Annotated in this window: 23 protein-coding genes, 1 tRNA gene, 2 pseudogenes and 1 CRISPR repeat array; of the genes and pseudogenes, 6 read left to right on the top strand and 20 right to left on the bottom strand. The window is 44.7% G+C overall.

Annotation, left to right across the window (positions count from 1 at the left end):
- Positions 1 to 377 precede the first annotated feature (377 nt).
- A CRISPR array of direct repeats spans positions 378 to 915; the repeat unit is 36 nt; unit sequence GTGCTCAACGCCTTACGGCATCAAAGGTAATCGCAC.
- Positions 916 to 1,324: 409 nt separating this feature from the next.
- From RIM23_RS18600 to RIM23_RS18570, 7 genes are all read right to left on the bottom strand, one after another.
- Positions 1,325 to 1,453: a hypothetical protein gene (locus tag RIM23_RS18600; protein ID WP_446368625.1), complete on the bottom strand. Its 129-nt coding sequence runs from the start codon at positions 1,451 to 1,453 to the stop codon at positions 1,325 to 1,327.
- A gap of 557 nt (positions 1,454 to 2,010) precedes the next feature.
- The gene (locus tag RIM23_RS18595) at positions 2,011 to 2,229 is read right to left on the bottom strand and encodes a FeoA family protein (protein ID WP_446334207.1); all 219 of its coding nucleotides are present in this window, start codon (positions 2,227 to 2,229) and stop codon (positions 2,011 to 2,013) included.
- Positions 2,230 to 3,681 (bottom strand): nucleoside recognition domain-containing protein, encoded by a 1,452-nt coding sequence (locus tag RIM23_RS18590; RefSeq protein ID WP_446368624.1) that lies wholly within the window; start codon positions 3,679 to 3,681, stop codon positions 2,230 to 2,232.
- Positions 3,647 to 4,267 carry a FeoB small GTPase domain-containing protein gene (locus RIM23_RS18585; RefSeq protein WP_446368623.1) on the bottom strand — a complete coding sequence of 207 codons (621 nt, stop codon included), beginning with the start codon at positions 4,265 to 4,267 and terminating at the stop codon, positions 3,647 to 3,649. Before RIM23_RS18585 ends, RIM23_RS18590 begins: the two co-directional genes overlap by 35 nt.
- 515 nt (positions 4,268 to 4,782) lie before the next feature.
- Positions 4,783 to 5,016, bottom strand: a complete 234-nt coding sequence (locus RIM23_RS18580) for a hypothetical protein (RefSeq protein WP_446368630.1) — start codon at positions 5,014 to 5,016, stop codon at positions 4,783 to 4,785.
- A gap of 216 nt (positions 5,017 to 5,232) precedes the next feature.
- Complete coding sequence (locus RIM23_RS18575; protein ID WP_446368622.1) at positions 5,233 to 5,367, bottom strand: hypothetical protein; 135 nt, start codon at positions 5,365 to 5,367, stop codon at positions 5,233 to 5,235.
- A 371-nt stretch (positions 5,368 to 5,738) separates the two neighbouring features.
- Complete coding sequence (locus RIM23_RS18570) at positions 5,739 to 6,041, bottom strand: hypothetical protein (protein WP_446368621.1); 303 nt, start codon at positions 6,039 to 6,041, stop codon at positions 5,739 to 5,741.
- Positions 6,042 to 6,363: 322 nt separating this feature from the next.
- Here RIM23_RS18570 and RIM23_RS18565 point away from each other — a divergent pair, with 322 nt between their 5' ends.
- A complete protein-coding gene (locus RIM23_RS18565; protein WP_446368620.1) occupies positions 6,364 to 6,930 on the top strand; it encodes a Uma2 family endonuclease in 567 nt (188 codons plus the stop codon).
- A gap of 90 nt (positions 6,931 to 7,020) precedes the next feature.
- Here RIM23_RS18565 and RIM23_RS18560 read toward each other — a convergent pair whose 3' ends face one another.
- From RIM23_RS18560 to RIM23_RS18535, 6 genes and pseudogenes are all read right to left on the bottom strand, one after another.
- A complete protein-coding gene (locus RIM23_RS18560; protein ID WP_446368619.1) occupies positions 7,021 to 7,191 on the bottom strand; it encodes a hypothetical protein in 171 nt (56 codons plus the stop codon).
- Between the two features lie 92 nt (positions 7,192 to 7,283).
- Positions 7,284 to 7,880 carry a Uma2 family endonuclease gene (locus tag RIM23_RS18555; protein ID WP_446368618.1) on the bottom strand — a complete coding sequence of 199 codons (597 nt, stop codon included), beginning with the start codon at positions 7,878 to 7,880 and terminating at the stop codon, positions 7,284 to 7,286.
- Positions 7,881 to 7,967: 87 nt separating this feature from the next.
- A pseudogene (locus tag RIM23_RS18550) lies at positions 7,968 to 8,336 on the bottom strand (N-6 DNA methylase); the annotation flags it as partial.
- Between the two features lie 268 nt (positions 8,337 to 8,604).
- Positions 8,605 to 8,677: transfer RNA gene (locus tag RIM23_RS18545), tRNA-Ala, on the bottom strand.
- 65 nt (positions 8,678 to 8,742) lie between these two features.
- A complete protein-coding gene (locus RIM23_RS18540; protein ID WP_446368617.1) occupies positions 8,743 to 9,450 on the bottom strand; it encodes an HAD family hydrolase in 708 nt (235 codons plus the stop codon).
- Positions 9,451 to 9,537: 87 nt separating this feature from the next.
- Positions 9,538 to 9,777, bottom strand: a pseudogene (locus RIM23_RS18535) (methyltransferase type 11); the annotation flags it as partial.
- Between the two features lie 587 nt (positions 9,778 to 10,364).
- Here RIM23_RS18535 and RIM23_RS18530 point away from each other — a divergent pair.
- Positions 10,365 to 10,616: a hypothetical protein gene (locus RIM23_RS18530; protein ID WP_446368616.1), complete on the top strand. Its 252-nt coding sequence runs from the start codon at positions 10,365 to 10,367 to the stop codon at positions 10,614 to 10,616.
- Between the two features lie 64 nt (positions 10,617 to 10,680).
- On the opposite strand, the gene RIM23_RS18525 is transcribed toward RIM23_RS18530, so the two are convergent.
- From RIM23_RS18525 to RIM23_RS18515, 3 genes are read right to left on the bottom strand one after another with little or no spacing between them, the layout of a single operon-like run.
- Positions 10,681 to 11,046 (bottom strand): CheR family methyltransferase, encoded by a 366-nt coding sequence (locus tag RIM23_RS18525; protein WP_446368615.1) that lies wholly within the window; start codon positions 11,044 to 11,046, stop codon positions 10,681 to 10,683.
- The gene (locus tag RIM23_RS18520; RefSeq protein ID WP_446368631.1) at positions 11,004 to 11,150 is read right to left on the bottom strand and encodes a hypothetical protein; all 147 of its coding nucleotides are present in this window, start codon (positions 11,148 to 11,150) and stop codon (positions 11,004 to 11,006) included. Before RIM23_RS18520 ends, RIM23_RS18525 begins: the two co-directional genes overlap by 43 nt.
- Before the next feature lie 2 nt (positions 11,151 to 11,152).
- Entirely contained in the window at positions 11,153 to 11,437 is a 285-nt protein-coding gene (locus tag RIM23_RS18515) for a hypothetical protein (RefSeq protein ID WP_446368614.1), read from the bottom strand.
- A 427-nt stretch (positions 11,438 to 11,864) separates the two neighbouring features.
- Between RIM23_RS18515 and RIM23_RS18510 the strand changes: the two genes are divergently transcribed.
- The 4 genes from RIM23_RS18510 to purL all read left to right on the top strand — a co-directional run bounded on the left by RIM23_RS18510 (position 11,865) and on the right by purL (position 16,846).
- Positions 11,865 to 12,245, top strand: a complete 381-nt coding sequence (locus RIM23_RS18510; RefSeq protein ID WP_446368613.1) for a helix-turn-helix domain-containing protein — start codon at positions 11,865 to 11,867, stop codon at positions 12,243 to 12,245.
- A 74-nt stretch (positions 12,246 to 12,319) separates the two neighbouring features.
- Positions 12,320 to 13,612 (top strand): AAA family ATPase, encoded by a 1,293-nt coding sequence (locus tag RIM23_RS18505; RefSeq protein WP_446368612.1) that lies wholly within the window; start codon positions 12,320 to 12,322, stop codon positions 13,610 to 13,612.
- The gene (locus RIM23_RS18500) at positions 13,609 to 14,310 is read left to right on the top strand and encodes an HNH endonuclease (protein ID WP_446368611.1); all 702 of its coding nucleotides are present in this window, start codon (positions 13,609 to 13,611) and stop codon (positions 14,308 to 14,310) included. The genes RIM23_RS18505 and RIM23_RS18500 overlap by 4 nt, the downstream gene beginning before the upstream one ends.
- A gap of 187 nt (positions 14,311 to 14,497) precedes the next feature.
- The gene (purL, locus tag RIM23_RS18495; RefSeq protein WP_446368610.1) at positions 14,498 to 16,846 is read left to right on the top strand and encodes a phosphoribosylformylglycinamidine synthase subunit PurL; all 2,349 of its coding nucleotides are present in this window, start codon (positions 14,498 to 14,500) and stop codon (positions 16,844 to 16,846) included.
- Positions 16,847 to 16,963: 117 nt separating this feature from the next.
- On the opposite strand, the gene RIM23_RS18490 is transcribed toward purL, so the two are convergent.
- The 4 genes from RIM23_RS18490 to RIM23_RS18475 all read right to left on the bottom strand — a co-directional run bounded on the left by RIM23_RS18490 (position 16,964) and on the right by RIM23_RS18475 (position 20,859).
- Positions 16,964 to 17,521, bottom strand: a complete 558-nt coding sequence (locus tag RIM23_RS18490) for an EF-hand domain-containing protein (protein WP_446368609.1) — start codon at positions 17,519 to 17,521, stop codon at positions 16,964 to 16,966.
- Between the two features lie 187 nt (positions 17,522 to 17,708).
- Positions 17,709 to 18,026 (bottom strand): divalent-cation tolerance protein CutA, encoded by a 318-nt coding sequence (gene cutA, locus RIM23_RS18485; protein WP_446351336.1) that lies wholly within the window; start codon positions 18,024 to 18,026, stop codon positions 17,709 to 17,711.
- A gap of 152 nt (positions 18,027 to 18,178) precedes the next feature.
- Positions 18,179 to 19,609 carry a Crp/Fnr family transcriptional regulator gene (locus RIM23_RS18480; protein ID WP_446368608.1) on the bottom strand — a complete coding sequence of 477 codons (1,431 nt, stop codon included), beginning with the start codon at positions 19,607 to 19,609 and terminating at the stop codon, positions 18,179 to 18,181.
- Positions 19,606 to 20,859: a hypothetical protein gene (locus RIM23_RS18475; RefSeq protein ID WP_446368607.1), complete on the bottom strand. Its 1,254-nt coding sequence runs from the start codon at positions 20,857 to 20,859 to the stop codon at positions 19,606 to 19,608. Before RIM23_RS18475 ends, RIM23_RS18480 begins: the two co-directional genes overlap by 4 nt.
- Positions 20,860 to 20,964: the final 105 nt, after the last annotated feature.

The following is a 20,964-nucleotide window of genomic DNA, read 5'->3' as shown; positions in this document are numbered from 1 at the left end:
AACTAGCATTGAATCGACCTCTCAATGTGCTTTTTACATTATAGTAGATGTGTGTGTAATCAATTGTGTGTACTGATGAAAACACAAAGACTAGATATGAGATTAACTAAGTATGAAATGCGACAACTAAAGGAAGAGGCTGTTAGGCGGGGGATGAGTAAGTCTGAATTGATTAGGAGCTTGATAGCTCGCTAAGCGAGCACCTTTGTAATTTGGTCATCTACGTCCCTCCGATGACCCGCCTTATATCCCACGCTTAAAAGACGTGGGTTTTACGGCGCTTCTATAAAAGATACCTTTGGTTAGAGTTGAACACGCCGATTGGCATCTGAGGTGGGAGCACCAGTTATCAGTCAACAGTGAACAGTTATCAGTAAGTGCTCAACGCCTTACGGCATCAAAGGTAATCGCACGAGTGCATAGAAAAAGCACGAAATCGACTAGAAGAAAGTGCTCAACGCCTAACGGCATCAAAGGTAATCGCACCTATGGTTTCCCGGCGAACCCGGAATTTGCCTTTCGTGCTCAACGCCTTACGGCATCAAAGGTAATCGCACAAAAGGCGACATTTCCTTCCGAACTCCCGCACGAACGTGCTCAACGCCTTACGGCATCAAAGGTAATCGCACATAGGTGCAGAGGGACGAAACGGTGTAGTAAGCATGTGCTCAACGCCTTACGGCATCAAAGGTAATCGCACTTGATTACTGAACAGGCAAAAGCGATGAGCGAGTTGTGCTCAACGCCTTACGGCATCAAAGGTAATCGCACAGTGTGGACAACAAGAAATAGATTGCAAGGACTGTTGGTGCTCAACGCCTTACGGCATCAAAGGTAATCGCACCATTGGCATCTTGTTATTCAATGTCAATCTCACTCGTGCTCAACGCCTTACGGCATCAAAGGTAATCGCACCGCGATCGCTAGACCCCTTAAATCATAATGGCTGCCAATCGATTTTGCAAGCATCTCCAAAATCCAACTCTCCTCACGCCAAAATCGGGTCAAATCAGGGCAAATTTCCCAAAATACAAAACGCTACAACCCTTACTATACAAGGAATTCCAGCATTTTGCAAGCATCTCCCTCCTCCTTGAACTAGCCGCAAACCCAAGCCCTGTATGGATTTGCCCCCCATTCCCCAGCCTTCCAAACCTAAACAGACACAGATGCTTGCATTTTCCACCAATTTCTTGCCGTCAACTGGGCGGTTGACATCAAAATCTTAAGGGCACGATAGTATCGTGCCCCTACCCCATCAACCATCTCTTGAATTACGGTAGGGGCATGGCACTGCCATGCCCTTTCATCATCAAGATAGATCCTAATCCAATCCCATAGAAATCTCTTTAATTGCCCGTTCTAAACTAGGTAAATAATGCGCGATCGCATCCCCTACCCCCTCTAAATCAATCCCACCTAAATAATCATGAACTAAACCTTTAAACCCCAACGTTTAAGGGTACGATAGTCGAAGTGTCCCTACCCTATCAACCATCTCTTGAATTACGGTAGGGGAATGGCACTGCCATGCCCTCTCATCATCAATATAGATCCTAATCCAATCCCACAGACATCTCTTTAATTGCCCATTCTCAACTAGGTAAATAATGCGCGATCGCATCCCCTACCCCCTCTAAATCAATCCCACCTAAATATTCATGAACTAAACGTTTAAACCCCAACGTTTAAGGGCACGATAGTCGAAGTGCCCTTACCCCATCCATCATCTCTTGGATTACGGTAGGGGCATGGCACTGCCACACCCTCTCATCATCAATATAGATCCTAATCCAATCCCACAGACATCTCTTTAACTGCCCGTTCTCAACTAGGTAAATAATGCGCGATCGCATCCCCTACCCCCTCTAAATCAATTAGAGTTCCCTCCCCTTGCAGGGGAGGGTTAGGGAGGGGTTTGTCTAGGGTAAAGACACGGCAATACCACACCCTCTCCTCGTTAATCTAACTATCCCCAAAATCACCCTAAACCAGGTAACATTTGCCCCCTTATCGATGCAAATAAATCACCTTTGCCATTTCCCGATCCAACGCCGCACGAGTTCTGCCCACCTTAATAATATAAGAAGGAAACCGCTGCTCCAACAGAATCGGCATTCCGGGACTAATCCCCATCGCCATCAACTTCTGCAACGTCATCTCATCCTTCGTCTTCAACGCAGCAACGGTGCCGCTATTTCCCCGTTTAACCGATGCTAGTGCAATCATTTAAATCGTTACTCCTAATCCATTTAACAAACCATTAACCAGATATCCCATGAAAAAGGCAAAGGGAAAAATAAACGCCACAATCGCCCAAGTTACTTTCGCCCCTCGCTCTTTCAACATCACTTGCAGTTGGGCAATACAAGGTAAAAACAGGGTTAACACAATCGCTGTCACCACCAACTGATTGCCCGTAAAAATTCCCTGCTGTTGCATATCAAATAATCCAGCCGCGCCGTAATCCCGCCGGAAGAAGCCATATAAAAAGATAGGCGCAGCTTCTCGGGGCAATCCTAACCCTAAAGCAATTGGCTCAATCCCCTGAATAATCAAGCCAAACAACCCCGTCAAACGCCCCAACCAAATAATTACCGATGCCCAAATAAATAGGGGCAGAATTTCCAAAAAATACCACTTCATTCTGAGATAGGTTTTAACCAGAATGTTTTGTAGTTTGGGAAAGCGCAAGGGGGGGATTTCCATGTAAAAACTAGCGGGTTTTCCGGGAAGCATTCGGGCGCTTAAATACCCCGTACCCATAAAAATTGCCCCAATAACCCCACCCCAAATTAACAAAGCGGCGGGTTTTTGGGCTAATAATCCCACAATCACTCCCCACTGTGCCGCACAGGGAATGGCTAAGGATAGCAAAAATGTGGCAATTAATCGTTCCCTTGTCGTTTCCAGGGTGCGGGTGACTAAGGTTGCCATGGTGTCACATCCCAATCCCAAAACAATCGGAATTACCGCCCGCCCCGATAACCCGATCGCCTTGAACAGGTTATCCAGCATCAGGGATAATCGCGGCAGATAGCCACTGTCTTCCAGGAAGGAAAACATGAAAAAGAATGTGGCAACAACGGGTAAGACAATCGCCACCGCATAGCGAATCCCCAGGGTAATAATTCCGTAGTCGTTGGCAATTAAATCCTGTAAGGGTTGCCAGGGAAAAATTACCGCTGCCAGGTGATTGACAACGGGATTAATATATGTTTCAAAAAAGGTTTCAATGGTATCCACCATCGTCCCCGCCCCGAATTCCCCGACAAATTTGTAAACCCCGTAATAAAGAATCGCCAGCAAAATCGGAAATCCTGTCCAAGGATTCACCGTGAGTTGGTGCAGTCGTTCCGCTAACGGGGTTTTCCCTTGGTTCGATTCGCTGAGGACATGTTGTTCGATCGCCCACGCCCGTTGCTGACGTGCTTTGGCAATAGCAGAGATTAGCGGTTCATCCAACTGACTCTCAGCATCTGCGATCGCGGCTTTAATTTCCGCTTCTGTATCCTGAATCTGAAGTTGTTGCCAAAGTGCAGGATCTTTTTGCAACAGGAGTAAGGCAATACTGCGCCGAGACAAAGGATAATCCTGGGATAGCGACAGCCGGGATAGCAGCGATTCCAGTTTCGCGATCGCAACCTCAATAGGTTCCGGATAAGCAACCTGACTTAACATAATCACCCACCTTATATTTCAAATCTCGTAAACCAACATTTAGTGCAGCTGCCATAGTCACAACCGGAATCCCTAATTCCATTTCCAGATGCTCTTGGTGAATTTGAATCCCCAGTTGTTGGGCTTCATCGATCATGTTGACAGCTAACAGCACCGGCAAACCCGCTTCAATGAGCTGAAACGTCAGGGGAAGCATTCGCCCTAAGTTTTTGGCATCGACGACGTGAATCACCAAGTCTACGGGTTCGCTGAGTAATAAATCCCGCGATACTTTTTCCTCTTCGGTAATCGGGAGTAGGGAATACATTCCCGGCGTATCCACCACCGCCAACAGGCGATCCCCAACCGTCATCTGACCCCTAGAGACTTCCACTGTTGTACCCGGATAATTGGACACAGTGACATAAGTACCCGTAAGCGCATTAAACAGAACACTTTTACCCACATTGGGCGTTCCCACCAAAGCCACTTGGGGAATGGGTTCAGTTTTCAGAGGTGATGGTTGCGGCGGTTTTCCCCACCATTTCCAGCCACTCCCTCTACTGGGCTTGTGGTGGCAAGTGTTTTGACATTTGTGACATTCCATATCTTCTTGACTCCGATGATGGGAAACGAATTCTGCAACTTGTTAAAAGTAATTCTCATTAAGTGTAGTCAATAATAACCTCGGTTTCTGTATCAGGTCTACCTTTTAAGAAAGCTTAATATTGGAGGGGGATGAGGAACCTATTTAAGCTGAGATCCATTAACCGAATGTTGACATGAAGTCTTCTTCTGTGTCCTGATCAAAGTCTAAACCCCTTGTCTCAATCTGACAAGACGGATACAAGCTGAAACAGATTCCCTTTGTCATTTGCCGGATTGGCGGCAACTTAGCGTTGGCTAGACAGGAAATATTTAGTAATTTACCGAAATATTTTTTAATAAAAGTTGAGAATAAGCCAATTCAATTTTAAGCAGGGTGGGCAAGAGCTAGAAACCTGGAAATGCTCAGGTTATCCAGAGAGTGCTGTTGCCCACCTGAATCTTCTTTGTGTCCGTCACCCTGTCACCCTGTCATGGCGTCTTTTGTTGACTGATGGGTATTTCAGCCAAGCTGCACTAGGATGACGAGTGATTCGGCGCATACCGTTGCTCTGCCAGATCCCGGATCAGAGACAAGCGATTATAGAGGTACTCATTCAAAATATGCATTTCCTCAGAATTGAGACCTCGCTCTTGTTTGAGTTGCTTGAGTATCCACTGAACGAGACTGGCATCGTCAAGTTTCAGTAGCAGGTTAGTTTGAGTCGTTTCAATTAAAGACCACAACTGACGCATCATTGTGGGGTTCATACAATCTCCTTCCTTAGGTAAAATTGCAGCAGCCGAGAAATAAAGCTGGTTTTCCAGCGCTGTGTCGCGATCCCGCAAAGATCACGACTCCTTTAAGAATTACTTAAGGATTGCTTGGTTTTTCTTACCATAGCTCATCTCGCCCAACCAACTCACGATTGTAGTGAGGATGATACAAGAGTTACCAAAGCCTTAACAAATTGAAAAATTACTTTGTCAAACTGACCAGCTATGTCGATTGACTGGGCGATCGGTTGTCGGTGAAGACTCGGACTGGTAATGATTTCGGGGAAGTTCCTTGTCATCGGATGGAATGCCCAGGGCAATGTGCACAGCGGCGGCCAGCGCCATGACTGCCAGAGGCAAGAAAAACGAGAGAGCCAGCCAGCGCCAGCCAAGCCGCCATTGAAGAGAACGCCAGAGCCAACTATGCAGCCCGTTCTGTCCACTGGCATACCTCACCACAGATATCGCCGCGATACCGGGGCCAAAAATCCCCGCGATAAACAGCACCATACCTAAGGTGGGCAACTGTGGTCTAACAACCGAAGACAGCAGCCAGCAGGCCCAAGACCATTGTGTTAATCACTCAGGAGCCTAACGGTTAGTTGGAACCAGATTTTAGCCCGCACAAACTCTTTTTCGGCGAGAGAGATTCGTTCTTCCAAACACGGCGATCAGGATGATGGCCTTGACAGGGATATTTTTTAGATGGAATGCTCTCAAACCAGCACAGACTCAAGCGATCGCAGTTCCAGGCGCGATCGCACATGGGTAAGCTGAGTGATATCATTCTCTGGTGTCGCATCAACCCTCAGAGAAGCTAACAGCGCTTCATCATCAAGGTCTGCGATTGGAGACAGGTTAAGATCGGTGTCAGCATCGAGGATACCCCTTGAGTCTAACGGGTTCAGGATTTCGCGACATTCCTCGGAGTTCCGCAAACGCTCTAAGCGCACAGCATAAATGCGCTCGAAAATATCGCGGTCTTCGACCTGTTGGGGTAGTCTTCCCTGCTGTTGCACTTAGTCGTCATGGCTATTTAGTCTCCTTTGCGTAAAGTTGTTATTCCATTTTTGGAAAAGTATTACTGCCTGTTCCACAAAGGGTTCTCGTTCCAAAATTAGATCGATGACAACATTGGTATCAATGAGAATTTTCACAAGAAAGGCTACTGATATTTTTGAACTAAATAATCGGTGTACTCTGCTTGCAGTTCTTCATCGCTGGGAGTTTTGCTAGAACGTTTAGCGATACCTCGAAGTTTGGTGAGAGTACCGGGAGGAATACTTGCGGTTTTTGAACTAAATTAAAAACAGGACTACCCAATTCGCCCCTTCCTCATCCATGATTGCTACCCCAGACAATTATCGCCTCTCTCGTGACGAATACCTCCAACTCGAAGCCTCCAGCGACACCAAACACGAATATCGCGATGGTGAAGCCTATGCTATGGCGGGGACAACCGATGCTCATAATACGATTGCTGGAAACCTCTACACCCTGCTGCGTAGCCACCTACGGGGGTCAGACTGTCGCGTATATTTTGCCGATGTCAAAGCCAGACTTGAAGACTGCAACTGTTACTACTATCCCGATTTGATGGTGACTTGTGACCCCCGCGACGCAGAAACCACTACCTATAAGCGTTATCCCAAACTAATCATTGAAGTCCTCTCTGACTCTACCGAAGCCTTTGACCGAGGGGATAAATTCATTGACTATCAAACCCTCGACAGTCTGCAAGAATATGTCTTGATTAGTACCAAACAGCAACGAGTAGACTGTTACCGTCGCACTGAGGAAGGGCTGTGGTTATTTCAATTCTATGCCCCCAGTCAAAACACCTTTCACCTTACTAGCCTTGAGTTTGAAGCGGACTTTGCATCCTTGTATGAAGACATTGCCTTCTAACTGTTCCGCGAACTCCGTCCACAGATTGAAGTGGGAGCCGAGTAAATTGCTAAAGGTCAAGTTACTGATGGCGAGGAAGTTTTTGAGCGTTTATTTGAGCAGCCAAAGAAATGCACTGTCAGCATATCCACCTAGAAGAATCTCATTGGCAACACCTTGGGGAATGACCACTTCATCGCAGAGTTCACTTAGTAAATGAATGCGGTCAATTTTGGTCAGGCTGATGATCGGTGAGGCATTGACCACCCAAAGCTTAACCACGGCTTACTTCCTCCGTCAGTTCTTCGGGGGTGGTTTTGGTAGTATTTTAACGATTTACACAAACATCTTTTTTAGAGAATAGGGAATAGAGTTTAGAGTAATTGAGTTGATTCAGTTTCTGGGGTGAGGTCGAGGTTGCGATAGATTTGCTCAATGGGAAAACTTAGATTGATGCTTTTGAGTTCGATGGTGTCGCCTGCTTGGTAGTTAATGATCAGCCATTCGCCTGTCTGTTTTTTGTGATACAAATCGATTTCCATGCGGGTGGAACTGACTAACAAATAGTCTTGTAGGGCTGGATTATGGCGATACATTCTAAATTTGCTGCCTCTGTCGTAGGCTTCGGTGCTGGGGGAAAGAACTTCAACGACTAAGCAGGGATAGGTAATGTATTGGGTTGTGGTTTTATCACGATCGTCGCAGGTGACGCTGGCATCGGGGTAGGTGTAGTTATTAGTCTCAACAATATTAATTTTGATGTCAGAATTGCCCGTGATGCAACTGCTATTTTCTAGGTGATTATCAAACATGGCTGTAAGTCTAATGGCAAGGCGACCATGATTAACACTACCGCCACTCATGGCATAAACTTGACCGTCGATCAGCTCGTGTTTTTCGAGTTGCTGTTCTTCCCAAGTGAAGTATTCTTCTGGGGTTAGGGTGGGGAATTTTTCTGGGGCTGCGATCATGGTTTTGTGACCTCTTCAGTTTGTCGCGGATTGGGGGTAGTTTAGCTCTGGGTTATTTGGTTTGATTTTAACAAGCTAAACAATCCCCTAAAACGGTGCCTCAATCCCCAACTCCTCACAAAATCCCCGAATCAGTCGATCCGTCCCCGCCATTTCCTCGTCAACTGCCCGGATCTCCTGCACTACCGCATCCAAATCAATCGGCTCCTCCTCCTCAAACGTATCCACATAGCGCGGAATATTTAAATTAAAATCATTCTCCGCAATCTCCGCCAGGGGTGCCCGATAACTATACTTGTCCTCCTCCAACCGTTGCCGATAAGTCAATATAATCTTATCAACATCCCCATCCCGCAAATAATTCTGATTCTTCGCCTTCTCAAAATAGGCACTGGCATCAATAAACAGCACATCTTCCGGCTGCTCTCGACACTTCTGAAACACCAAAATGCACGTCACTGCTATAGCAGTAGACACATCGATTAGGACTTTCGGCACCATTGTAGAGACGTTGCATGCAACGTCTCTTGCGTATTCGATCTAACCACAGAGGAATAACAGGCTGACCGGAATCCAGGGACGCGATCGCACCTCGTTACTTAGAGGATGATTCGCAGTAAGCTGAGGTCAGGTAGATGTCAATGATGTCAGTTAAATGACATTCAATTTGTCAAGATGACACTAATCTGACAACGATGGCAAATAATGTGGCAATCGACAAAAATGGAGAATACCGGATTTGAACCGGTGACCTCTGCGGTGCGATCGCAGCGCTCTACCAACTGAGCTAATTCCCCGGACTAGGTTTATTGTAACACTTACGGGTATTGGTTTATAGTTCATGATTCATGGCTCATGGTTACTAACCCACAACTTGAGCATAGACTTCCTGCACTCGTTCAAGTTCAAGCTGATGCAGATAATCAACCGTCCAGTCAGCTTGACGCTGAAGCATGTGGAAAGGATAGGTATTAGCAACGCCGACGACTTCCATCCCAGCTCGTTTTGCCGCTTCAATGCCAGCCGGTGTATCCTCAATGGCGAGACAATCCGAGGATTTGGCATTAAGCTCTGGAAACTGCTGATTGAGGCGTTCCACAGCTAACAGATAGCCATCCGGTTCTGGTTTACTCACCTTAATGTCATCACCTGCCACAATAACCGGAAAATATTGCAACAGTTTAGCACGCTCCAAAACTAACTCAACTTCCGATCGCAAAGCACCACTCACCACTCCCATGGGTAACTGAGCCACGCGGATTTTGTAAATTAAATCTTCGACTCCCGGATATATGGGTAATTTAGATAGAGTTTCCAGTTGACGGCGGTAGGCGTCGGCTTTTCGGGAGATCAAACGGGTTAAGTAGTCATCATCAACCATCCGACCTCGCTTTTCCAATAATACTTTTAGACAGGCGCGATCGCTACGTCCCAAGCAATCCTCCCAGTAATCCGCCGCCGAGGGGCGCAGATTTTCGCCCAGCAGAATTTCTTCGATGAGTTGCTGGTGAATCAACTCATCGTTAATAATCACGCCGTTGAAATCAAACAGAACTGCCTTTAAACTCATACCACATTCGTTACTATGCTGGAGATGGAATACCTTGGGAACTGAAGTCGTCTATTGTACGGCGTGGAGTCCGTTGGTACACTAAGCGTATTGGGTAATCGGATCATAGCTGGTTGCTGCACCACCATTCAGGTAACCCCCTTCAATACCTTGGAAGTTCTGACTCTTGTAGTAATCAGGGTAAACTAAATCAGGCGTTGAGACGCGATCGCTCTCTTGTTGCCAGTCAATGCTCTCATAAAGCTGGCGCAGTTGCTCCCCGTCGATCAATATGCCAACGATGGGTTGTAAGAATCGCTCCCAAAGCGTGTCTTGGCGACTTACCATAAGTTTAATCTCTGATGCTACTTGTTTAACTTATTGTAATAATTTTGGCGCTTCTGAGCAGAACATCCCGATTTGGGTATGTCTTAGACCACCAATTCCGTACTTGGTCTTGACAAAAACAACCTTTTGTGAATATTAACATCCCCACTAGAGGAAGAGCGAGTAAGTACCTGGACATAAACTTTGTTCACCGAGTTAAGAATTGTAAAAGCCCTCAATCTCTTACTGTTCCCTGTGAAGAGTTCCCCCATCTCAACCGTCAAGTTTAATTTTGTCCGAATACTTATGAATAATGATACCTAACTAATAATTGCAGATTGGCAGTTTTTCTCCAGAAAAAGAATGATTTTCTGTCACCATGTTGGTGATTTGAATCACTTTCTAAAGTTGATCTATTTCATCAAATTCATATTACATGGCTCACACTCAGAGCGGATTATAATCAAAACTCTAGATGATTTAACTCTCTATAAAGAGTGGAATATATCGGTAAAGTTATAAGTGGGAATCAAGAAAAGGTTTATCTCTCAACCTTCAGGTTCTCCATCTATCTATTTAATTCCTCAAGATTAGGACACCAGCCGATAATGATTACCTTTTCCCTCGAACCCAATTCTGTGTCTGCATCTAAGCCCTGGAAGCTGCAAATCTGGCTCTCGCCTAAATCCCAGGCGATTTACTACCTGAATGACCCCCAACAAGCACAGTCAATACTGGAATTTATTCTTGCCAAAAACAATTCTCAAATCAAAGAACAAGGGGAATTATCCTTTGCTGGCTTAATTCCCCGTTCATTAGCATCTCATCAGCCTTTACAAGCTAAAGCTTGTGTTTGTTAAAGTCTTTTGAGAAATCCCAATGACCCGTCAACCGTCAACCATCAATCGTCAACCCTAACCAAAATCATCGTTCTTTATGATAAACTCCTAACCGAATTGCTTGGAGATGCCGCAAGTTTTCAGGTAAAAATTCATGGCTGCCAACAACAAATACTCCTCCAGGAATCAATCGCTTTAGCATAGGTGATAACACCTTTTGTTGTAAGTCTGCATCGAAATATGTTAATACTAGATTCCGAGACAATATCAAATGAAATGACTCCGAAGGCATAGTGGCACGAATATCCTGCTGCTTAAACTCAATTCTCTCACGGAACTCAGGACGGATACAGTAAAATTCATCAGATTGAGTGAAAGCCTTAGTCAACCAGTCAGAAGGAAGTTCTTTTAAACTTCCCCATTGATAACAACCCGTTCTCGCCCTCTCCAAGAGATAGGCATTCGCATCAGTTGCAATAATTCGCAGTGAAAGGTGAGAAACTTGAGAGAATTAGGTAAATCGTAATTCGACAGTAGCGCTCCAATATTATCCATTCTTAGGGATGAGTATTCAGATAAGATTGATAGGCATCAATATCGGATAATTGAAGTTCAATGAGACGCCGTTGGATACGTTTACAGGCTTGCTTTCGCACCTTACGAAACCCTGCCCAACGTAGGTTTAATTGAAGTAAAGCCCACTGTAATAAGCGAACGCATTCAGTATCTTTCATCGCTATAACTATCCAGAATGTCACATTTGATCCCATTTGTAGGTTGGGTTGAACAGAGTGAAACCCAACCGAGTAACCATAGGGGAGCAATGTTCCAAGACGTGCCATGGCACGTCTTGGAACAGGGGAAACGATAGAAACCAGCATCTTCGCTCCCCTTACTGCCATTTTCTGCTTCCAAATTACTTCTACTTTATCGGTGAAGTATCATCTGTGAGCAAAAAGTAGATAGCACCGACAGCCGCGACAAGCCCCAAGATGGGGTATTGTGTCGAAAGTGTTAGAACCAGTACCAACATTTCCAGAAGGGTTTTGAATCTGTCAAGGTTGTTCATTCTTATCCTCTGAGACTTTAATATTAGCGTCTAAGACAAACTCAAAGCTTAAACACAGTAGCTAATTATGTAAACGCAAAGGCTAAGATACTGTATAATATCCTCAGTAGAGTTGTGGTTCCTTAGAGGAATACGATGACGAGACTAGCTCACGAAAAGCCAGATTGGTAGCTATAGCCCTATCTCATTGAGGAAGAACTATGTCTGTAAAATGGCGTTTGAATGTGCTGATGGCTGAGCGATACCTAAAAAATAAAGACTTGACGGAAGCAACGGGAATGCATCCCGTCACTATCTCTAAATTGAAGAATTCTCAGGAGATGCCAGAACGATTAGAACGGGCAACCCTGGAAAAGCTCTGTGCTGCTCTTAACTGCCAACCCGGAGATCTAATGTTGTGGGAACCCGACTTGGAAACAGTAGAAACTTCTGACTCGACTCATCAGCAGAGTCAGAACAAACATCAAGGAGTGTCACCCAACCACTCTGCTATAGACTTGCTAGATGAATTGCCTGGTCAAAGACTATTTAAAACACCGGAAGAAGCTGATCAGTATCTCCAGGATGAACGTGGTTCGTAGGAAAACTGATACTGCCAGCATCTAGCTTTGTCTATGTAGATACTCAAATTTAACTCACGTTGCAGAAGATAGACATGAGAATTCATCGCCTTGAACTGAAAAATTTCCGAAACTTTGAACATACTATATTTGATTTTCCAGAACGATTTACAGTGCTGGTAGGAGATAATGGTACAGGTAAAACTGCTATTTTAGATGGATTAGCAGTTGGCGTGGGCGCCCTGTTCCTCAACTTTAATAATGTAGACTCCCGTCACATTCGTGATGATGAGGTGCGTCGTGTGGAATATGAAAAGAGACAGATTCCAACAGTTGAACCCCAATATCCCGTGTCAGTGTCTTGTGATGGTATTATTGATGGACAGGAGATTACTTGGACGAGAAAACGTAACAAAGCAGGAGGACGCACCACTCGTAAGCAAGCTACTAAAATCACAAACATTTCCGAACAACTTCAAGTCAAAGTTAGCCAAGGATCGGATCTGCTGCTACCGTTAGTCACTTACTATGGAACAGGGCGTCTGTGGTTGCAGAAAAACAAAAGATCTATTCAAACAGTCAAACCTAATTCACGGATGATCGGGTATCTGGATTGTTTAGATCCAGCATCAAACCAAAAACTAATGCTGCGGTGGTTCAAAACCATGGAAATCGTAGCTCTCCAGAGAAAGCAGTCTATTGAAGTTCTTGATGCCGTAAAAGAGGCGATTGCTAAATGTATAGAAAACTGGCAAAGTGTCACATACGATATTCTTGAGGACGAACTGTTGGCTAAATCTATGGATGGACGCACACTACCATTTCGGATGCTGAGCGATGGTGTACGTAATATGTTAGCCATGGTTGCCGATATTGCCTATCGCGCCGCAGTATTAAATCCTCAACTAGGACGTGACGCTGCTCAACAAACTCCTGGTGTTGTATTAATAGACGAAATCGATCTGCATTTGCATCCCAAGTGGCAGCGGGGGGTTGTTGATGATTTAAAGAAAACGTTTCCTAATATTCAATTTGTGGCGACAACCCATTCACCTTTTATTATCCAATCTCTACGTGAAGGAGAACTGATTAATCTAGATAAACCAGCAGAAATTGAAGAATATGAAAATAAAAGCATTGAAGACATCACCGAGTATGTAATGGGGGTAGATATTCCCCAAAGAAGTGAGCGTTACCAGAAGATGATGGAAGCGGCTGAAGAATATTATCGAGTTTTACAAGAAGCTCAAGAAGCAAACCCCGAAAAAATCGAGCAACTCAAAACCAAGCTCGACAAACTAATAGAGCCATTTAGCGATGATGTGGCTTATCATGCGTTTCTGAGAATGGAGCGTAAAGCTGCGGGATTGGGAGGAGAAAAGAAATGAGACCTGTTGAACGGGGAGATATACCTATCGACCCAAATACAGGTATTCCCATAGTTTTCACACAGTATAGTCAAGCCAAATCTCACCTGATTGATAGAGTAGGAGAATACTGTTCTTACTGCGAAAGATCGATTAATCATCTACTGCATGTTGAGCATATCCAACCGAAAGCTGCACGACCTGATCTTGAACGGCGATGGGATAACTTTTTACTGTCCTGTGTTAATTGCAATGCCGCTAAAGGTCATGAAGAACTAATTTTGAGTGATTATTACTGGTCTGACAGGGATAATACAGCCCGTGCATTTGAATATCTTGAAAATGGCAATGTCTGTGTGAATCCTAGCCTAAATGAGTCTGAGCAGAAACAAGCCCAAAGAACACTTGAATTAATAGGTTTAGATAGATTTCCCGGTCATCCTAAATTTTCCCCAAGAGATAATCGCTGGTCTCAGCGTCTGGATACTTGGGGCATAGCAAAAAGAAAACTTAAGCAACTTCAAGAGAATGATACGCCAGATAAGCGTGATGATATTGTGGAGTTGGCTCAAGCTAAAGGATTTTGGTCGCTATGGATGACTGTTTTTCGGGAAGACACTGACATGCTAAAACGCTTTATCAATGCTTTTCCGGGAACTTGTCAAACCTGTTTTAATGACCAGTTTCAGCCAATCCCTCGCCCAGGTGGGGCGCTGTGAATCCATCCGTGTCAACTATCTCCTTGCCAAGCCACGTTTGTTGGGGCGGGTTTAGTCACATCTGGGTCAACAAAGAAAGGATAGCAGTAAAACCCGCCCCTACAGTCTGTGACTTAAAACTATCTTGTACTAGCCAGACCCCCATTAATCGATACAATTATTCCTGTGCCATTTGTACAAGGGTTCCATGTCTACTCTATCCTCTGCCCCCTTTTCCCCCGAAGAAATCGCCGCTGAAGGTATCAAGCCGGACGAATATGCGGAAATCGTTAAACGCCTAGGGCGTCACCCCAATAAAGCTGAACTGGGGATGTTCGGCGTCATGTGGTCGGAACATTGCTGCTATAAGAACTCCCGCCCTCTCCTCAAACAATTCCCCACCACCGGAAAACGTATCCTAGTGGGTCCGGGGGAAAATGCTGGCGTGGTAGACTTAGGCGACGGACTCCAACTCGCCTTTAAAATCGAATCCCATAACCACCCCTCCGCTGTGGAACCTTATCAAGGTGCAGCTACAGGCGTTGGCGGCATTCTGCGGGATATCTTTACCATGGGGGCGCGTCCCATTGCGGTTTTGAATTCCCTGCGCTTCGGTTCCCTGGACAACGCCCGCACCCGGCGAATATTTACGGGGGTTGTGGCGGGTATTTCTGGGTATGGCAACTCTGTTGGTGTCCCCACCGTTGGCGGTGAAGTGTACTTTGACCCCGCCTATACCGGGAATCCCCTGGTCAATGTGATGGCGCTGGGATTGATGGAAACCCCAGAAATTGTTAAGTCTGGGGCGTCAGGAATTGGTAATCCCGTGTTATATGTGGGTTCCACCACAGGGCGAGATGGCATGGGGGGTGCCAGTTTTGCCAGTGCAGAACTCACTGATAAATCCATGGATGACCGCCCAGCGGTGCAGGTGGGAGACCCCTTCTTAGAAAAATGCCTGATTGAAGCCTGTCTAGAAGCCTTTAAAACAGGGGCGGTAGTCGCCGCACAAGATATGGGGGCGGCGGGGATTACCTGTTCCACTTCGGAAATGGCGGCTAAAGGGGGTGTGGGGATTGAATTGGATTTAGATTTAATCCCAGTCCGAGAAACGGGAATGGTTCCCTATGAATATTTACTCTCGGAATCCCAGGAACGGATGCTATTTGTGGCACATAAGGGACGAGAACAGGAGTTAATTGATATTTTCCACCGTTGGGAACTTCAGGCGGTTGTCGCGGGTACAGTGATTGCAGAACCGATTGTGCGGATTCTGTTTCAGGGTGAAGTGGCGGCGGAAATCCCAGCCACGGCGTTATCGGATAATACGCCGATTTATTATCGAGATGTTTTGACCGAAGCGCCGGAGTATGCTAAAAAAGCTTGGCAATGGACGGTTGATACATTACCCAGTTGTACCAGTACGGGAATAGAAATTTCCGGTGAGGCTAAATCCTGGACGGATATTCTTCTGCAACTCTTAGATACACCCACAATTGCTTCAAAACGTTGGGTTTATCGCCAGTATGACCATCAGGTGCAAAATAATACTGTGATGCTTCCCGGTGGTGCAGATGCGGCAATCATCCGCTTACGTTCCCCTGAATCGGGGCGACATTCCCAATCGGGTGTCGCGGCTACGGTAGATTGTAATTCTCGCTATGTCTATCTTGACCCTTATGAAGGGGCAAAGGCGGTGGTTGCAGAAGCGGCACGCAATTTAAGCTGTGTGGGTGCAGAACCTGTCGCTGTCACCGATAATCTGAATTTTGGGTCACCGGAAAAGCCGACAGGATACTGGCAACTGGCATCGGCTTGTCAGGGTATCGCTGAGGCTTGTGCAGAATTGGCAACACCCGTAACGGGGGGAAATGTCTCTCTGTATAACGAAACCTTGGATAGCCAGGGAACTCCCCAACCGATTTATCCTACGCCGGTGATTGGTATGGTGGGGATGATTCCGGATTTGAGTCAGATTTGTTCTCAAGGATGGCAGCGTGAAGGCGATTTAATTTACTTATTGGGATTACCGTTAACTGTAACCACGCCTCATCTCAGCTTAGGGGGTTCAGAATACTTGAGTGCGATTCATGGGGTTGTGGCGGGGAAACCCCCCATCGTGGATTTTGAGTTAGAACGTCGGGTGCAAGCCGCTTGTCGTCAGGGAATTCGGGGGACTTTCCTGCGTTCGGCACATGATTGTGCGGAGGGAGGATTGGCGGTGGCGCTAGCGGAATGTTGTATTTCTGGAGGATTGGGGGCAGAGATTGAATTAGGACTAGCTGAGGCGTCTCTAGAACGGCGTTGGGATGAGATTCTATTTGGAGAAAGTGCCAGTCGGATTCTGGTGTCGGTGAAGCCAGAAGCCCAAGCTGATTGGGAGGCTTACCTAAAGGACTATCTAGGGGAATCTGCCCAGGGTTGGCAACGGTTGGGGACGGTTAAATCTCTCTCTCAAGGATTAAAAATTTCTATCCCCAACCATCCTCCCCTAATCAACGCTGCGATCGCGGATATGAGCGATCGCTTTTTTAACGCCCTAGAACGTCGTTTGTAGTCCTCTTATACCATTCGCCGCTAACCAATGACCAATGATAATTGGGAGAAGACCCCTGTCAGTGTCAGAAAGTTAGTGGTGAACTTAGGCTTGAAGATAGAGCAACTAGAGCAACACCTATTCATAGGAACCGTAAAGCCAATTACCACAAGCATTGACATCTTCACTGACATGAAAATCTTGGGATGCTTGGACATATTCATCGCGTGAAATATATCCATCAGCGTTGTTATCTAAATGGATAAAAGCTGTTTCAGCATCTTTTTCATTCAGACCAACGGCTAGACAAAATTGTTCATATTCGCTCTGGCTAATTTGACCATTATTATTAGCATCCAAAATGTCGAATATCATATTAGCTTTATTAGTATGAGCGTTTTGAAGTCGTGGTATTTTCCAGAAATTATTAATCGAATTCTCTGCTACCTTCAAGTATTCTTCTAAGCTAACTTTTCCATCACCATTAATGTCAGCAGGTTGCCAAAAATTAGTCCAAATTGCTAAATATTTTGCTTGTAAATCTAAAACTTCTGATGAGTCTGATTGTTGATTACGTAGTTGAGCGAGATTGCTGGCACAAAGTTCTAGATCGGCTAGTTCTACAAATCCACTTCCATCTAAATCGTATATCTTAAAATTTTTAGTGTGTTTTTTTTGCAATAGTTGACTTAACATTTATGATCGTCCTCTAATTTATCAGAATCAGATTATACTGAACTCTTGCACCAATGTCAATAAGCCGGAAAAAGCTAGGTTTTTGGTGATGTGATCAACGAAATATCAAGGGTTGTAGAACTTTATTGAGAATGGTGCAAGATCTGAGATTATACCTAGCTGGAAGGTTAGGATTATCTAATTCAGTTTATGAGAGGTGGGTTTGATCTCGAACAAACTCGACATACTCACGCAGAGAAGCCTCGTTATCAATCTCAAGAACAACAAACTCCGGCAATTCATAGGGATGAAGCTCACAGAGGCGATGTTTCAAACGCTCTACTCCTTCTGTTGAGACTTTCATCATCAATGTGACTTCTGCGTCCAAACGAACTTCTCCTTTCCAAAAATACAGGCTCTGGATCGGATACAGGTTGACACAGGCTACAACGTGTTCTTCTACAAGTAAACGAGCAATCCGCTCTCCCTGTTCTGGCGGCAAGTTTGTTAGGGCAATTTTCATCATATTGTTCCTCCTTGGATTGAGATAAAATAGCTTCAGTCAAGTTTAGTCTTTAGACTCCCCACTGAAGGGGGATAAAATACTTTATTTCCTGTTCAAAGTGTCCTTTTTAGATGCCTTAATTCATCTCGCTTTACGCCAATACTCAAACATTCTTACTCAACCCGCTTACGACAAGACAAAATTAGTAGAATCCCATCGGAATGGAATTCTATATGGGAATAGCGAAATTTTGACCGAGCGAACAAGTCTTTTAATACCTCCTGCTTTCGATGATAAAACGACCATTCAAGAATATATTCAAGGTAAACACGATCAGGGTTTGTTTCAGATATTTGTCCCAAAATCACAACGCCATCTGGCAATAATTTTTCGTATATCCAGTTGAGTAATTCGACGACGTCGTTATCATCAAGGTAATGTAGAATATTCGCCCCTAAAATGGCTTTTTGTGGTTCAATCAATACTCGGCTATTCCCTTGATAGACTTGGAGTACGCTGTCTTGCACAAAAGAGACAGATAGCTGATTTCCTAATACCTCAAGCTGTTTCTTAACAATCGAAAAGCCCCGTGCATCCATATCGATACAGGTAACATTCATGGGCAATGTGTAATTGTCAGTGACAAACGCCAAAACATCTGGCGAAGTCCCTATTCCAAGGACAGTAATCGGTAGGGCGATATCTTTTTCCCATTCCTGAGCGAATTTGAATAGACAAGATGCCATCTCCTTGCCTCGTTTTCGGAGTAAATTCATAAAAGGAAGTCGAAGCACCCATTCATCAATCATCTGTCCAAGTGGACTATCACCATGAGGAATGCCCTCACAAATATAGTTAAGGAGTTCGTAATCTACCTGATAACCAAGTGGCTTTGTATAGGCTTTATCATTTGCATAACTCAGCATCAAATATGGAAAACTTTGCCGAAATATATAAGCTCCAATCCCGGCTGCTTGTCCGGGATTGGCATGTATATGTTGTGTCAGCAAATGATGAAGGGCATTGCAGGCATTGGTAACTTGGTCTTGAAGTGTCTGATTAGGAAGCCCATTTTGGATAATCTGGGCAATGGACTCCATTTCTGCCTTAAATGCTGCAACCCCCGATATAATTTCTGGTGAAAGAGTGAAACCAACGTGACCTGTACGTTGAACTCGTCTTGCTGATAGGGCGTTATTGGTTTTTAAGAATGACCCATCTATCCTTTCTCGGATGCGTTGTGCCATGAGGCTTGCTAATGAATGGTAAAAACGAGTGGCGAACCCGGGAACAGAAGCGCAGAAATTATCAATCATATCGCCTTCCGTTATGTCAATTTCTAATTCTGTGTTGGCGATGATAGATGAACTTGCTCCTGACTCTTCTAGGAAACTTAATTCCCCTAAAATCGAGCCAGGACCACAGCGAGCAATCGTTACTCCATTGATCTCAACCCGAGCAATTCCGGAACTAATTATAAACAGCCCTCGTTTAGCCTTCTCTCCTTGTGAGACCACCACATCATTTTTGGCATACCTCACACGACGAGATGCTTCTATAATGTACGCTTGATCGTCAAGGGTGAAATATTTAAAGGGAATCATACCTTAACCTCCAAATTACTACTTTCCTGATCGGGAGCAAAATCATTTAATAACTGTGCATAGATGGATGGTTTTCGTTGTAAACGTTCTTGATCAACAATCGCAATACTGGTAAACTTCCCCTTAATCCGTTCAGCCCACGCAACACGTTGAATATCTTTGCCAGAAAGCATAAAGATTTGTTGTTCATCCGTAAACATATTCATCATAATAATAATTGTTTTTGGACGTTTTGCAACAAACACCTGCTTAAAAATCAAGGGGAGATCGCCACTGTATAACTCAATAATCAAACAAGTAATATCTAAGCACAGATAAGCTTCCAATTCTAGTGCCAAATGTTGAGTCGTAATTCCGTGACGTGCGTTATAACCGGAGACAATGACATAGCTCGGCTCAGTAATATCAATTCCATAATGCTGGGTAATCCATGCGCAACACAACACGACCGCAGGAGCAATGACCTCGAAGCGATAGGTACGATAGGCTAATCCCAAGTAGGATAAGAGATCGTAAACTTCAGGATTCCCCTCAACAATTAGGGTAATATCATAATACCCCTGAATATGAAGCTGGCTTAACTTTTGGTTGATGCGATCGATATTGACTTGATACCTTTCCCAATCATACTCTAGTATATGGAGTTCTCCTTGCAGTCCGACATCTTTGATGAGTTCATACACAAAATCAAAGGTGAGAATTAGGGGAGCTTGAGCCATCAGTGCGATCGCCTCTTGAGTGAGCATAGCTCTGATCGGAGCAATCCCAATAATATGTATAGATTGTTGAGCTAGGGTATTCTGTCCGACAAAAAGCCCATACTCTTGATCGTGTTGATGAAGCACGCGGCGACGAATGTATTTATGCGGTAGTATGGCGAAAACATGACGATCTGACGATGAATTTTCAAGGGACATGTAGGGATCGAATACCGAAGCGTTTAGATCCTTGACCTCGATAATTTCCATCCGTCTATATCGTCGATAAAATTCCCGGATAATCTCGGTTGTAGCGGCGTTCGCTTCGTCTATAATAATCGGTTTTTTATTCCAAATTAAGATATGGAGAAACCGTTCTACAGTATCTTGAGAATAATCATGCGAACCGGAAAGTAAGGCATAGCCATCAGCTAATAAAAGCAACTGCCATTGCCTAGTGCCAAAAGGGATATTTATGGTGTCATAAATCGCTTTACTTGCTAGGAGATATTCGGGAACAAGTACTTCTTTTGCCAAATTACCATCTATCATGTCGGGATATGTATATGGACTTCACTTATTTGCAAACTGTCTCCACTCATTTAGGATTGATACAGCTAGAGGTTGATGTATCTTCCATAGAATCGTTTGTATTTC

The sequence above is a fragment of the Coleofasciculus sp. G3-WIS-01 genome (genome assembly GCF_040223135.1).
Classification (GTDB): domain Bacteria; phylum Cyanobacteriota; class Cyanobacteriia; order Cyanobacteriales; family Coleofasciculaceae; genus Coleofasciculus.
The sequence above is the reverse complement of the archived record's forward strand: the minus strand, read 5'-3'. Positions and strand labels throughout refer to the sequence as shown.

What these genes read in the sequence shown, in the direction of transcription:
- cutA (WP_446351336.1), bottom strand. Translation starts at nt 18,026, where the DNA reads ATGATGAAAATTGCCCTAACAAACTTGCCGCCAGAACAGGGAGAGCGG.
- RIM23_RS18565 (WP_446368620.1), top strand. Translation starts at nt 6,364, where the DNA reads ATGATTGCTACCCCAGACAATTATCGCCTCTCTCGTGACGAATACCTC.
- RIM23_RS18490 (WP_446368609.1), bottom strand. Translation starts at nt 17,521, where the DNA reads ATGTTAAGTCAACTATTGCAAAAAAAACACACTAAAAATTTTAAGATA.
- RIM23_RS18500 (WP_446368611.1), top strand. Translation starts at nt 13,609, where the DNA reads ATGAGACCTGTTGAACGGGGAGATATACCTATCGACCCAAATACAGGT.
- RIM23_RS18590 (WP_446368624.1), bottom strand. Translation starts at nt 3,681, where the DNA reads ATGTTAAGTCAGGTTGCTTATCCGGAACCTATTGAGGTTGCGATCGCG.
- RIM23_RS18480 (WP_446368608.1), bottom strand. Translation starts at nt 19,609, where the DNA reads ATGATTCCCTTTAAATATTTCACCCTTGACGATCAAGCGTACATTATA.
- RIM23_RS18555 (WP_446368618.1), bottom strand. Translation starts at nt 7,880, where the DNA reads ATGATCGCAGCCCCAGAAAAATTCCCCACCCTAACCCCAGAAGAATAC.
- RIM23_RS18505 (WP_446368612.1), top strand. Translation starts at nt 12,320, where the DNA reads ATGAGAATTCATCGCCTTGAACTGAAAAATTTCCGAAACTTTGAACAT.
- RIM23_RS18575 (WP_446368622.1), bottom strand. Translation starts at nt 5,367, where the DNA reads ATGGCGCTGGCCGCCGCTGTGCACATTGCCCTGGGCATTCCATCCGAT.
- RIM23_RS18585 (WP_446368623.1), bottom strand. Translation starts at nt 4,267, where the DNA reads ATGGAATGTCACAAATGTCAAAACACTTGCCACCACAAGCCCAGTAGA.
- RIM23_RS18520 (WP_446368631.1), bottom strand. Translation starts at nt 11,150, where the DNA reads ATGGATAATATTGGAGCGCTACTGTCGAATTACGATTTACCTAATTCT.
- purL (WP_446368610.1), top strand. Translation starts at nt 14,498, where the DNA reads ATGTCTACTCTATCCTCTGCCCCCTTTTCCCCCGAAGAAATCGCCGCT.
- RIM23_RS18580 (WP_446368630.1), bottom strand. Translation starts at nt 5,016, where the DNA reads ATGAACCCCACAATGATGCGTCAGTTGTGGTCTTTAATTGAAACGACT.
- RIM23_RS18515 (WP_446368614.1), bottom strand. Translation starts at nt 11,437, where the DNA reads ATGGCACGTCTTGGAACATTGCTCCCCTATGGTTACTCGGTTGGGTTT.
- RIM23_RS18530 (WP_446368616.1), top strand. Translation starts at nt 10,365, where the DNA reads ATGATTACCTTTTCCCTCGAACCCAATTCTGTGTCTGCATCTAAGCCC.
- RIM23_RS18510 (WP_446368613.1), top strand. Translation starts at nt 11,865, where the DNA reads ATGTCTGTAAAATGGCGTTTGAATGTGCTGATGGCTGAGCGATACCTA.
- RIM23_RS18595 (WP_446334207.1), bottom strand. Translation starts at nt 2,229, where the DNA reads ATGATTGCACTAGCATCGGTTAAACGGGGAAATAGCGGCACCGTTGCT.
- RIM23_RS18475 (WP_446368607.1), bottom strand. Translation starts at nt 20,859, where the DNA reads ATGATAGATGGTAATTTGGCAAAAGAAGTACTTGTTCCCGAATATCTC.
- RIM23_RS18540 (WP_446368617.1), bottom strand. Translation starts at nt 9,450, where the DNA reads ATGAGTTTAAAGGCAGTTCTGTTTGATTTCAACGGCGTGATTATTAAC.